Genomic DNA, 11,827 nt, shown 5'->3' with positions numbered 1-11,827 from the left:
AGCGAACGGAATTCCGGTGTTCAGCGCCTTGGCCCCGACGCTGAACAACTCGCCGAGCATGCTCACGCCGATCGACAGCTGCGTCGGCGCGTGCCAGCTCACCACCCTCGGCGAGCAGCGCCAGCCCGTAGATCAGCTCGGCCGTGTCCGCGAGCGAGTCCCGTTCGCCGGCCGCGAACGCCGCGTGCAGCCCCTCCACCAGCCCGTGGGACGGGTTGAGCTCCAGGATCCGCTTGATCTTCGGCAGCTCCTGCCCCATCGCCTTGTACATCTTCTCCAGCGTGGGAGTGATGTCGTGGTCGTCGCCGACCACGCAGGCGGGCGAGGTCGTCAGCCGGGTGGAGAGCCGGACCTCCTTGACGTCCTCCGACAGGGCGGACGCCATCCACGTCAGCAGATCAGCGAACTCCGAAGCCTTCGCCGCGGCGGCCGACTTCTCCTCCTCGGTCTCCAGATCCACCTGCCCCTTGGCAACGGACTGGAACAGCTTCTCCTCGTAGGAGGGAACCGCGTCGACCCACATCTCGTCGATCGGATCGGTGAGGATGAGGACCTCGTACCCCTTGGCGCGCAACGCCTCCATGTGCGGCGAGTGCTCGACGGCGGTCCGCGAGTCGCCGGTCATGTAGTAGATGTGCTCCTGGCCTTCCTTCATCCGCGAGATGTAGGAAGCCAGCGTGGTCGGCGCGTCCGGAGAGTCGGTCGACGCGAACGAGCAGATGTCCAGGATCGCCGTGCGGTTGTCGGCGTCGGAGAGCAGCCCCTCCTTCAGCGCCGCGCCCACCTCGCCCCACAGCTTCGCGTAGTCGTCCGGGCGCGACGACTGCAGGGACTTGATCGACGACAGGACCTTCTTCACCAGGCGGCGGCGCATCAGCTGGATCTGGCGGTCCTGCTGCAGGATCTCGCGCGAGACGTTCAGCGAGAGGTCGGCCGCGTCCACCACGCCCTTGACGAAGCGCAGGTACTCGGGCATCAGCTCGGCGCAGTCGTCCATGATGAACACGCGCTTCACGTAGAGCTGCACGCCGCGCCTGCTGTCCCGCATGAACAGGTCCAGCGGCGCCTGCGCGGGCAGGAACAGCAGCGCCTGGTACTCGAACGTGCCCTCCGCCTGCATGCGGATGGTCTCGAGCGGCGCGTTCCAGTCGTGGCTGATGTGCCGGTAGAACTCGGCGTACTCCTCCTCGGAGACCTCCGAGGCCGGGCGCGCCCACAGCGCCTTGCGGGAGTTGATGTCCTCGCCGCCCAGCCGGACGGGCCAGGTGATGAAGTCCGAGTAGCGCTTGACGATCTCGCGGATCTTCGCCGGCTCGGTGTAGTCCGGCAGCTTGTCCTCGTCGTCGGACGGCTTGAGGTGCAACGTGACCGAGGTGCCCTGCGGCGCGTCCTCGACGTCCTCGATCGTGTAGGTGCTCTCGCCGGTCGACTCCCAGCGGACACCACCGGCGTGCGGGTGCCGGGTCACCAGGGTGACCTTGTCCGCCACCATGAACGACGAGTAGAAGCCGATGCCGAACTGACCGATCAGGTCGGACGACGACTGCTGCTGTTCCTTGAGCTGCTTGAGGAACTCCGCGGTGCCGGACTTGGCGATCGTGCCGATGAGCCGCACGACGTCCTCGCGCGTCATGCCGATGCCGTTGTCCCGCACGGTCAGCGTACGAGCGGCCGGGTCGGACTCGATCACGATGTGCAGGTCGTCGACGTCGACGTCCATGTCCTTGTCGCGGAACGACTCCAGCCGCAGCTTGTCCAGCGCGTCCGAGGCGTTCGAGACCAGCTCGCGCAGGAACGTGTCCTTGTTCGAGTAGATCGAGTGGATCATCAGCTGCAGCAGCTGACGCGCCTCGGACTGAAACTCCAGCGTCTCCATTGCTTCCCCACCGAAATCAAAAACGAGCACGAACAGCCGTAGAACTTACCGACCCACGACTGTGAGAGCGCCTGGAACCGTGCGAAGCGAGACGGGCAGCGCTTCCTGACGTTCGCCGTCGGCGTACGCGATCCAGCCGTTGCCACCGGACAGAGACACCTCACGCGCGCGGAAGGTGCGCACGGACGGATGCGACGTGTGCGCGCCCGTCCGCAACGTCGGCAGCATCCGGACCAGCATCGACCTGCTGGCGTGCTCCACGACCGTCACGTCGAACAGGCCGTCGGACGCGTCCGCGGTGGGGCACACGGGGATCCCGCCGCCGTAGTTCGGCGTGTTCCCGACGGCCACCAGCGTCGCGTCCAGCGAGAACGTGTCGGTCTCGGTCGTCACGAGCAGCGGCGCCGACCGCAGCGAGGCCAGCTCGGCCAGGATCGCGAGGTCGTAGCGGCGCGGACCGGCGGGCCAGCGCATCGCGTTCGCCCGCTCGTTCACCGCCGAGTCGAACCCCGCGCACAGCACGGTCGCGAACCACTGGCCGGTCGACAACCGGCCCAGATCGAGCTGCTTGCGCGTCCCGAACACCACGTCGTCGACCGAGGCGGACCCGATCGCGGCCGCCAGGTCGTTGCCGGTCCCGGCGGGCACGATCCCCAGCGCCGTGGACGTCCCGGCGCACGCCTGGATGCCCAGATGAGCGGCACCGTCGCCACCGAGCACGACCAGCAGGTCCACCCCGCCGGCGACGGCCTCACGGGCCATCTGCAGCGTGCCGGCGGCGTCGTGCGCCACCAGCTGGGTCAGCGACGAGACGTGCGGACGCAACGCGGCGGCGGTCGACCCGGCCATGCGGGCCGCCCGCCCCTTGCCCGACGCGGGGCAGACCAGCAAGGCCGCCCGCGTCACGTGGCGTCGTCGTAGTTCACGCGCTTCGCGGGTTCCGAAGCGGTGGACTTCTCGCCAGGTGCGTGACCGTCGTCGTCGGACGGCGTGTAGTCGAACGGCGCGGCCTCGTCGTCGTCGAGCGCATCCCAGCCCTCAGCCGCGCGGAGCTTGGCCTTGCGCTTGTCGTGGACGCGCGCGAGCTGGGTCGCCAGCTCGAACAACGCGGTGAGTGCGACCGCCAGAGCGACCATCGAGATCGGGTCGGTGCCCGGTGTCGCGATCGCGGCGAACACGAACAGACCCATGATCAGCCCGCGCCGCCACTTCGCCAGCAGCTCGTAGCTGACCACACCGGCACGGTTCAGCATCACGACGACCAGCGGCAGTTCGAAGCTCACACCGAAGATGAACAGCATGGTGATGATGAACGAGACGTACTTGCCACCGGTCAGCGCGGTGATGAACTGATCACCACCGAAACTGATCAGCACCTGCAGGCCCTGCGGCACGACCCAGTAGGCCAGCACCGCACCGGCCGCGAAGAGGATCGCGGCGAAGGAGACGAAGGTGCGCGCGAACTTGCGCTCCTTCTGGTACAGGCCTGGCGTGATGAACGCCCAGAACTGGTACAGCCAGAACGGGCTGAGCAGCACCGCACCCGCCGCCGTGCCCACCTGCAGCCGGATCATGAAGCTCTCGAACGGCTCCGTCTGCAGCAGACGGCAGCCGGTCTCACCAGGGAACTGAACCCGGTACGGCGCGAGATCCGGCTGGCAGTACGGGCCGGTCATGATGTCGCCCAGCGACGGGATCGGCCCCAGCTTCACGGCGAACCAGATCCAGCCGAAGATGGCACCGATGGCGATGATCAACATCGCCATGCCGAGCCGATGCCGCAGCTCGTACAGGTGCTCCTTGAGCGACATGGTGCCGTCGGGGTTGCCCCGACGACGCTTGCCGCGTTCCCGGCGCTCAGCCATCCACCGGAACGGACTTGCCACCGCGCTAACCGTCCTTACAAGTCAGGAGACCGCAAGGTCAGTTGGTGGCCTTGTTCTGAGAAGTCTGCTCGATGGGAGGAGCGACCTGGGGCTGCTGCTGGACCTGCGGCTGGGCCGGCGGGAGCTGCTGCGCCGGCTGCTGCACGGGCTGCTGCTGGACCGGCGCGTCGTCCGCGTCCTGGTCACGCAGGCCCTTGGTCTCGGCCTTGAAGATCTTCGCCGACCGGCCGATCGACCGAGCCATGTCGGGAAGCTTCTTCGCACCGAAGAGCAGAATGATCACCACAGCGATGATGATCAGCTCGGGGGCTCCGAGGTTACCCATTGGTGATCCTCCTGTCTCCCCCGCCACGACGATCGTACGCGGGGTTCGCCCTGGTAGGGGCCTGTTCCGGGCGCCGCCGTTCGGCGAAGGCCACCTTGAGCGCGGCTGAGCGCGCCTTCAGCAGTCCGACGCCGTCGCCGACCCTGTCCCCCACCAGAGTGCGGGCGCTGGCGAATCGACGCAAGGATCGGATGACTCGGAGTCCGATCGCGACCATCACGATCAGGCCGAGCGCGACCAGCGCCAGAGTCGGTGTGTACGGCACGAGCACACGTTATACGTCTTAGGTGGACAGCAGGTGATCTGCCCGGCGCAACGCTTCCTCCGCCCGCCGCCGCACCTCGCCCGCGAGCTCGACGGGCTGCTCCACGTGCACGTCACCGCCGAGTCCGAGGAGCAGGCGGACCATCCAGGACGTGTCGTCGTAGCGCATGAGGACACGCGTGCGGCCGTCGGAGAGCTCGGCCGCGTGATCGACCGGGTAGTACTCCGCGACCCAGTGCGCGTCCGGTTCGAGCAGAAGGACCGCGATCTTCTGATCGTCCCGTGGCTGGAACAACCCCTCCGATGTATCCGTGAGCCGGGCGTGCGGCGGCGGTGACGACGGCTCGTCGAGCGCCTGCACCTCGTCGATCCGATCGAGCCTGAACAACCGCACTCCGAGCGCGGAACGGCACCAGCCTTCGAGGTATCCGCGGCCCTCGACGAGCAGCAGACGCATCGGGTCGACGACCCGATCGCTCATCGCGTCGTGCGACTGCGAGTAGTAGCGGATGCGCACGGCCCGTTCGCGCTTCACGGCGTCCTGCACGGCTGCGCGGATCTCCGCGGTCTCCTCGCGCTCGAACGCCCCGAGCCCGACGACCATGCCCGCGGGCTGCGCCTTGCCGACTGCCGACTCGATCTTGGCCAGCGCCCGCTGCACCGCGTCCGTGTCGACCACACCGGGTGTGTCCGAGAGCGCCCGCAGCGCCACGAGCAGCGAAGACGCCTCGGCCGCGGTGAGCCGCAGCGGCCGGTTCATACCCGCGTCGAACGAGACGGTGATCGTCTCGCCCTCGAAGCTGAGGTCGATCAGGTCGCCGGGCCCGTAGCCCGGCAGGCCGCACATCCACAGCAGTTCGAGGTCCTTGCGCAGCTGCTTCGGCGTGATCCCGAAGTCGGCGGCGGCCTCCTTGACCGTGATGGCGGGCCGGTTGAGCAGGTACGGCACGAGTGCGAGCAGCCGCGGCAGCCGTTCGTTCGACGCGGTCACCGCGCTCCTTCCAGTGCGCCCTGCAGGCGGTCGCGCACGGACTTCTGCAGCACTTCGGGCTCCAGCACCACGACGTCGGGACCGAACCCGGCCAGCCACTTCGCCGCCGAGTCGGGGAACTTCAGGTCGATCTCCACGACGTCGCCGCCGTCGCGTTCCTCGATGATCTTGGCGTGCCGGCGCAGGCCCTGAGCGCGATCCTTGGCGACCCAGATCTTCGCGGGCGCCGTGTGGTGCGGATCGACCTGCGTGCGCGCGATGAGGCTCATCAGGTCGACGCCCTCGGGCACCTTGAACGCGGCGGGCTTGCCCACGGTCCTGACGGTGCCCACGATCCTGGAGAGCCGGAAGCAGCGGGTGTCGTCGCGTTCGCGGTCCCAGCCGACGAGGTACCACTTGCCGCGCCAGGCCACGACGCCCCAGGGCTCGACCGTTCGCTCCTTCTGCCCGCCCGGCGGCGGCTTGCGGTAGTCGAACGCCACCGCCTGCCCGGCTTGAACGGCTTGCAGCAGCGGCGGGAACGCGGGCTCGTTGGCCCGGACCTTGGGCTCCACGGCGGCAGGCGCGTCCTGGTCGACGTCCACCCCGGCGGCCCTGAGCTTGATCAACGCGCCGTGCACCGCACCCGTGAGCTGCGGCGAGTCCCAGAGCCGCGCGGCCAGCGCGACGGCAGCCGCTTCGTCGGGTTCGAGGTCGATGTCGCCGAGCTCGTAGTCGCGCCGCGCGATCCGGTACCCGTCCTCCGCGCCCTCGGCGTTGGACTGCCTGCCCGTCTCCAGCGGCACGCCGAGATCGCGCAGCTCGGACTTGTCCCGTTCGAACATGCGGAAGAACGCCTCGTCCGTCGGAGCTTCGTGATAGCCCGGGACGATGGCGCGGATGCGCTCCGCTGTCAGGTACTGGCGGGTCGACAGCAGGCACAGCACCAGGTTGACGAGGCGTTCGGCGCGTGCGATGGCCACGGGCTAACCCTAACCTCGTGCGCGCCGAAACCCTGACATCACCTGTTGTGAACGGTCCGTTCAGACCAGCGTGCGCAACTCCCGCACCAGCTCCACGGGCGCTTCCTCGGCCATGTGGTGTCCACAGTCGATGGACCGTATCCGCACGTCATCGGCCCACTCAGCCCACACGGCGTCGAGGTTTTCGTAAAGCTCACCGAGGTCGTCCTTGGCCGACCACAACGCCAGCACGGGACACGAGATCTTCCTGCCGTTCGCCCTGTCCTCGTCGTCGTGCTGCCGGTCGATCTCCAGCCCGGCCCGGTAGTCCCCGCACATGGCGAGCACGGTCTCGGGGTCGTGGATGGCCTTCTGGAAGTCGGCCCAGTTCTCCACGCCCATCGCGAGCGGGGTGTCGTGGTAGCGCCCGCCGTAGAAGAGATCGGGGTCCGCGTTGATCATCGCGGCGGCGAGGTCCTGCTGGGCCAGGAAGAACCAGTGGTACCAGGCCTTCGCGAACCTCGCGTCGCACCTGGCGAGATGAGCCCCGATCGGCAGCCCGTCCAGCACGGCCAGCTTCGTGATCTTTGTCGGGTGATCGAGTGCCAGCCTGATCGCCGCCGCCGCGCCACGGTCGTGACCGACGACCGCGAACTCCTCATGCCCAAGAGCGCTCATCAGGTGCACGAAATCGCGCGCCATGGCCCGTTTCGAGTAGTCACCGGGCTTGCTGGACTCGCCGTAGCCACGCAGGTCCGGACATACGACCGTGTGATCCGTGGCGAGCAACGGCGCGACGCGGTGCCACGTCGCGTGGGTTCGAGGGTGGCCGTGCAGGAGGAGGACCGGTGGCCCTGCACCACCGGTCCGCACTCGCAGCACGGCCTCGCCGACATCGATGCGGCGCAAGGAAAAACCCTCGAACACCCGCTAGAGCTACCCGCCTGGGCCCGCGGGGAAACGACCGATGACGATCTCGGACTCGCGGTCGTGCTCGATCGTCCCGGCCACGATGAAGGTCGCCTTGCGCCACGGCTGCTCGCGGAGCATGAACGGCAACTCTTCGGCGAGCCATGCGGTCACATGTCGTTGCTGCTCGGCAGAGTCACCGTCGCGCGCCATCAACCGGCGTTCCTGCTCGTCCAGGTCTCCCTGCACCCAGATCGACGCGTCGATCCACGGGGCGAGCTCCTCGCGGATGATCCCCGTTCCCTCGATCCACACGACGTCCATCCCGGCGGGGACGCGAATCGCGCCCGGCCGGTGGTGCTCGGCCCACGCCGGCGGCCGGAACTCCACCGCCTCGCCGCGGTGCAGCGGCTTGATGATGTTGTCGACCAGCAGGCCGCCCCAGTCGAAGTACGCGTGGTTCCACGCGACGTCGTCGGTGTGCACGACCCCGGACGCGGGCACGGCCGACCGCAGCCGTTCGGCGAGGACCGACTTCCCCGCACCGCCGCGCCCGTCGATCGCGACGAGAAGGGGCCGTCCGGTGGGTTGACCCTCACGCAGCCGCCGTGCGACCTCGGACAGCTTCTCGACCCGCCAGTCCGAGGCCTCGGGCTCGCCAGGATGCAGGCGCATCAGGTGCGGCCGACCCGTCCCTTCTCGCCCGATGCCCAGCAGGTGGAGCCCACGCAGTCGACCGTGTCGAAGCTGCCCGTGTCCGCGACCTTCCAGCTCTTGCCGTCCTTGCTGACGTCCGTGCCCGACGGCCCGACCGCCACCAGCCCGTTGCCGCGGTAGGCGATGCCCGACCGGTAGCCCACCGGAGCGTTCTTGCCCGCCACCCAGCCACGTCCGTCGTTCATCGCGAACGCCGGCGTCGGATCGGTCGGCTTCTGGTAGTCGCCTCCGATCGCCACACCCCGCCACGGCGTCTTGAACGCCACCGCGAACACCCCGGCCGCCTCACCGCTCGGCAACGGGGTGTCCGACGCCTGCCACGACCTGCCGCCGTCCCGCGACTCCAGCACCCGTGCTTTCGCGCCGCCGCCGGTCGCGATCCACGCGTGGTTGCCGCTGGTGGTCACGCACTGCCCGGACGCCGCGAACGCGAACTCGCCCGGCAGCGCGTCCGGCATGCCCTTCGTGTCGTTGACGTGCCACGACCGGCCGCCGTCCCAGGTCCTGAGAACCCGGAACTTGCCGTCGACGGGGTCGCTCAGCGCCAGCCCGCGGAACCGGTCGAAGAACGCCACGCAGTCGTAGAACGCGTTGGCGTCGGTGTTGCGGAACGACTCCTGCCAGGTCTTGCCGCCGTCCGAGGTGCGGTAGATCCGCGACGACTCGCCCGGCCCGATCGACAGGGTCACGGCGTTGCGGGCGTCGAACGCCTCGATGTCGCGGAACTCCAGCGCCTCCGTGCCGGGCGGTCCGACGGACTCCCAGGTCCGGCCGCCGTCGACCGTGCGCAGGACGGTGCCTTTCGAGCCGCTGACCCACGCTACCTGCCCGGACACCGCGGACAACCCGCGGAACCGGGCGTCCGTGCCGGTCGGTTTCAGCTCCCAGTAGGAGTCCGCGGCCGACGCGACTCCGGCGGGTAGAACCAGAAAAGCAGCGAGTGCCGCCGCGATGATCCTCATGCGACGGCACTCTGCCACTTCTCGGGATGCCTCTAAAGCGACGAGATGAGCCTTTCGACGCGCTCGTCCACCGCCCGGAACGGGTCCTTGCACAGCACCGTGCGCTGCGCCTGGTCGTTCAGCTTCAGGTGCACCCAGTCGACCGTGAAGTCACGCCCGGCGGCCTGCGCGGCGGCGATGAAGTCACCGCGCAGCTTGGCCCGCGTGGTCTGCGGCGGGGTGTCCTTGGCCGCCTCGATCTCGCCGTCGTCGGTCACCCGCTCGACCTGGCCCTTGCGCTGCAGCAGGTCGAACACGCCCCGGCCGCGGCGGATGTCGTGGTAGGCGAGGTCGAGCTGGGCGATGCGCGGGTTGGACAGGTCCATGTTGTGCTTGGCCATGTACCGCTCCATCAGGCGGTTCTTGATGGCCCAGTCGATCTCGCGGTCGATCTTCGACAGGTCCTGCGCCTCGACGGCGTCGAGCGTGCGGCCCCACAGTTCGAGGACGCGCTGCGCCATCGGGTCCGGGGAGCGCTTCGCGACGTGCTCGGTGGCCTTCTCGAAGTACTCGCGCTGGATGTCGAGCGCGGAGGCTTCCTTGCCACCGGCCAGCCGGACCGTGCGGCGGCCCGTCAGGTCGTGGCTGATCTCGCGGATCGCGCGGATCGGGTTGTCCAGCGAGAAGTCCCGGAACTGGACGCCCTGCTCGATCATCTCCAGCACCAGGTTCGCGCTGCCGACCTTCAGCAGCGTCGTCACCTCGGACATGTTCGAGTCGCCGACGATGACGTGCAGGCGCCGGTAGCGCTCGGCGTCCGCGTGAGGCTCGTCGCGGGTGTTGATGATCGGGCGGGACCGGGTGGTCGCGGACGACACGCCCTCCCAGATGTGCTCGGCGCGCTGCGAGAGGCAGTACACGGCGCCGCGCGGGGTCTGCAGGACCTTGCCCGCGCCGCAGATGAGCTGGCGCGTGACCAGGAACGGCAGCAGCACGTCGGCGATCCTGGAGAACTCACCGGCCCGCGCGACCAGGTAGTTCTCGTGGCAGCCGTACGAGTTGCCCGCGGAGTCGGTGTTGTTCTTGAACAGGAAGATGTCGCCGCCGATGCCCTCGTCCGCCAGCCTGCGCTCGGCGTCGACGAGCAGGTCCTCGAGGATCCGCTCACCGGCCTTGTCGTGGGTGACGAGCTGGGCCAGGTCGTCGCACTCGGCCGTGGCGTACTCCGGGTGCGAGCCGACGTCCAGGTAGAGCCGGGAACCGTTGCGCAGGAACACGTTGGACGAACGCCCCCAGGAGACGACCCGGCGGAACAAGTACCGCGCGACCTCGTCCGGGGACAGACGACGCTGCCCGTGGAAGGTGCAGGTCACCCCGAATTCTGTCTCAATGCCGAAGATCCGCCGCTGCATACCTCAACAGTAGGCGACTTCCGGCCGCGCGAGGGTGATCCGTTCGGGCGGCACGCCGGTTGCGGTTTAGTGTCGGTGGCGTGTGGAAACGGGTCAGCGCTCTCGACAAGAAGCTCATGAGCTCCTCCGCCGGACTGCCCGCGAGCAGGCTGGACAGGGGTTTGAAGAGGCTTTCCAAGGCCGCTAACCACAGTGTGTTGTGGTTCGTGATCGCGGCGATTCTGGCGACTCGGAAGGGGCCGTTCCGGCGGGGTGCGCTGCGGGGTCTCGCGGCCATTGCCGGGGCCTCTGCCAGCGCGAACCTCGTCGGGAAGTCGCTTTTCCCGAGACGCCGGCCCGCCGCGGATCTGATCGCGGTGCCGCGCCGGTTGTCGCGCCGGCCGACCTCCTCGTCGTTTCCGTCCGGTCACTCCGCGTCAGCCGCCGCTTTCGCCACGGCCGTGGCCATGGAATCACCCGAAGCAGGCGCTGTGGTGGCACCGATCGCGGCCGCCGTGGCTTATTCACGCGTGCACACGGGCGTTCATTGGCCATCGGATGTCGCGGCCGGTGCGGCGGTGGGTGTCGGTGCCGCGCTGCTGACCCGCCGGTGGTGGCCGCTCGGCCGCAACGAGCCCGCCTCGGCCTACGAGCACGCCGACCTGACGTCGTTGCAGGAAGGCGACGGGCTGGTCGTGGTGGTGAACCCGCACTCCGGGATCGGGCCGGACCCGACGCCGCAGATCGTCGAGGAGTGGCCGAAGGCGCAGATCATCTCGATCGACGAGCTCGCCGACGTGCCCGGCGCGAAAGCACTGGGGGTGGCCGGTGGCGACGGGACCGTGGCCGCCGTGGCCTCCGTTGCCGCTGAGCGCGACCTACCGCTCGTGCTCATCCCCTCCGGCACGTTGAACCACTTCGCGCGTGACGTGGGCATCGAGGGGCTGCACGACACGGCTCGGGCGGTCGCCGACGGCGTGGGTGTGCGGGTCGACCTGGCGCAGGTCAACGACCAGTGGTTCGTGAACACCGCGTCTTTGGGCGGTTATCCGGACATGGTGCGGATCCGCGAGAAGCTGGAGAAGCGCTGGGGCAAGTGGCCGGCGGCGGCGATGGCGTTGTTCCGGGTGCTGCAGCGCGCGAAGCCGTTGAAGATGACGATCGACGGTGACAAGCACCTGGTGTGGCTGCTGTTCGTGGGCAACGGCCCGTACCGGCCGAAGGGGTTCGCGCCGACGATGCGCCCCCGGCTGGACGACGGGCTGCTCGACGTGCGGTACGTGCGGGCGGATCGGCAGTTCTCGCGGACCAGGTTCTTCATCGGGGCGCTGCTCGGGGCGTTGGAGCACTCGCGCATGTACGAGCACTTCGAGGTGGCGTCGTTGAACGTCGAGGTGCACGGCGCGCCGATCTCGATCGCGACCGATGGTGAGGTGCGCGAGAGGGGCAATCACTTCGCCTTCCGCTCCCGAGCCGCAGCCCTGGGCATCTACCGCCCCTAGCTTTCCGGCACGCGGGGCCCTTTCGTGCGCTCCTGGCAAACGAAAGCTCCCCGCGTGCCGACAAAGGGAACGCGGGGGCCCCGC

General features: G+C 68.8%; 12 protein-coding genes. 1 reads left to right on the top strand and 11 read right to left on the bottom strand.

The genetic code is table 11. The features are described from left to right. The 11 genes from htpG to pafA all read right to left on the bottom strand — a co-directional run. A partial coding sequence (gene htpG / locus ABZX92_RS42985; protein WP_355571470.1) for a molecular chaperone HtpG occupies window positions 1–1,876 on the bottom strand: 1,876 nt, incomplete at its 3' end. Window positions 1,877–1,921: 45 nt separating this feature from the next. Continuing rightward, a complete protein-coding gene (locus ABZX92_RS42980; protein WP_355571468.1) occupies window positions 1,922–2,782 on the bottom strand; it encodes a diacylglycerol kinase family protein in 861 nt (286 codons plus the stop codon). Continuing rightward, a complete protein-coding gene (gene tatC, locus ABZX92_RS42975) occupies window positions 2,779–3,741 on the bottom strand; it encodes a twin-arginine translocase subunit TatC (RefSeq protein ID WP_355571474.1) in 963 nt (320 codons plus the stop codon). Before tatC ends, ABZX92_RS42980 begins: the two co-directional genes overlap by 4 nt. 58 nt (window positions 3,742–3,799) lie before the next feature. Then, window positions 3,800–4,087 (bottom strand): Sec-independent protein translocase subunit TatA, encoded by a 288-nt coding sequence (tatA, locus tag ABZX92_RS42970; protein WP_355571466.1) that lies wholly within the window; start codon window positions 4,085–4,087, stop codon window positions 3,800–3,802. Then, complete coding sequence (locus ABZX92_RS42965) at window positions 4,080–4,352, bottom strand: bacteriophage holin (RefSeq protein ID WP_355571465.1); 273 nt, start codon at window positions 4,350–4,352, stop codon at window positions 4,080–4,082. The genes tatA and ABZX92_RS42965 overlap by 8 nt, the downstream gene beginning before the upstream one ends. A gap of 18 nt (window positions 4,353–4,370) precedes the next feature. Further along, entirely contained in the window at window positions 4,371–5,342 is a 972-nt protein-coding gene (locus ABZX92_RS42960; RefSeq protein WP_355571463.1) for a YafY family protein, read from the bottom strand. Then, window positions 5,339–6,304, bottom strand: coding sequence for a WYL domain-containing protein (locus ABZX92_RS42955; RefSeq protein WP_355571461.1), 966 nt, complete (start codon window positions 6,302–6,304; stop codon window positions 5,339–5,341). The genes ABZX92_RS42960 and ABZX92_RS42955 overlap by 4 nt, the downstream gene beginning before the upstream one ends. A 60-nt stretch (window positions 6,305–6,364) precedes the next feature. Next, a complete protein-coding gene (locus ABZX92_RS42950; protein WP_355571459.1) occupies window positions 6,365–7,192 on the bottom strand; it encodes an alpha/beta hydrolase in 828 nt (275 codons plus the stop codon). 27 nt (window positions 7,193–7,219) lie between these two features. Next, a complete protein-coding gene (locus ABZX92_RS42945) occupies window positions 7,220–7,867 on the bottom strand; it encodes a hypothetical protein (protein ID WP_355571457.1) in 648 nt (215 codons plus the stop codon). Next, entirely contained in the window at window positions 7,867–8,871 is a 1,005-nt protein-coding gene (locus ABZX92_RS42940; RefSeq protein ID WP_355571455.1) for an oxidoreductase, read from the bottom strand. Before ABZX92_RS42940 ends, ABZX92_RS42945 begins: the two co-directional genes overlap by 1 nt. 32 nt (window positions 8,872–8,903) lie before the next feature. Next, on the bottom strand, window positions 8,904–10,262 hold the full coding sequence (gene pafA / locus ABZX92_RS42935) for a Pup--protein ligase (protein WP_355571453.1): 1,359 nt from the start codon (window positions 10,260–10,262) through the stop codon (window positions 8,904–8,906). 116 nt (window positions 10,263–10,378) lie between these two features. Between pafA and ABZX92_RS42930 the strand changes: the two genes are divergently transcribed. Then, a complete protein-coding gene (locus ABZX92_RS42930) occupies window positions 10,379–11,743 on the top strand; it encodes a phosphatase PAP2 family protein (protein ID WP_355571472.1) in 1,365 nt (454 codons plus the stop codon). Window positions 11,744–11,827 lie beyond the last annotated feature (84 nt).

It is taken from the genome of Lentzea sp. NPDC006480, assembly GCF_040611995.1.
In the GTDB taxonomy this organism is placed as follows: domain Bacteria; phylum Actinomycetota; class Actinomycetes; order Mycobacteriales; family Pseudonocardiaceae; genus Lentzea.
The sequence above is the reverse complement of the archived record's forward strand: the minus strand, read 5'-3'. Positions and strand labels throughout refer to the sequence as shown.

Excerpts from the sequence above, each read along its gene's own strand:
- tatC (WP_355571474.1), bottom strand. The coding sequence starts at position 3,741 with ATGGCTGAGCGCCGGGAACGCGGCAAGCGTCGTCGGGGCAACCCCGAC.
- tatA (WP_355571466.1), bottom strand. The coding sequence starts at position 4,087 with ATGGGTAACCTCGGAGCCCCCGAGCTGATCATCATCGCTGTGGTGATC.
- ABZX92_RS42945 (WP_355571457.1), bottom strand. The coding sequence starts at position 7,867 with ATGCGCCTGCATCCTGGCGAGCCCGAGGCCTCGGACTGGCGGGTCGAG.
- ABZX92_RS42940 (WP_355571455.1), bottom strand. The coding sequence starts at position 8,871 with ATGAGGATCATCGCGGCGGCACTCGCTGCTTTTCTGGTTCTACCCGCC.
- pafA (WP_355571453.1), bottom strand. The coding sequence starts at position 10,262 with ATGCAGCGGCGGATCTTCGGCATTGAGACAGAATTCGGGGTGACCTGC.
- ABZX92_RS42930 (WP_355571472.1), top strand. The coding sequence starts at position 10,379 with ATGAGCTCCTCCGCCGGACTGCCCGCGAGCAGGCTGGACAGGGGTTTG.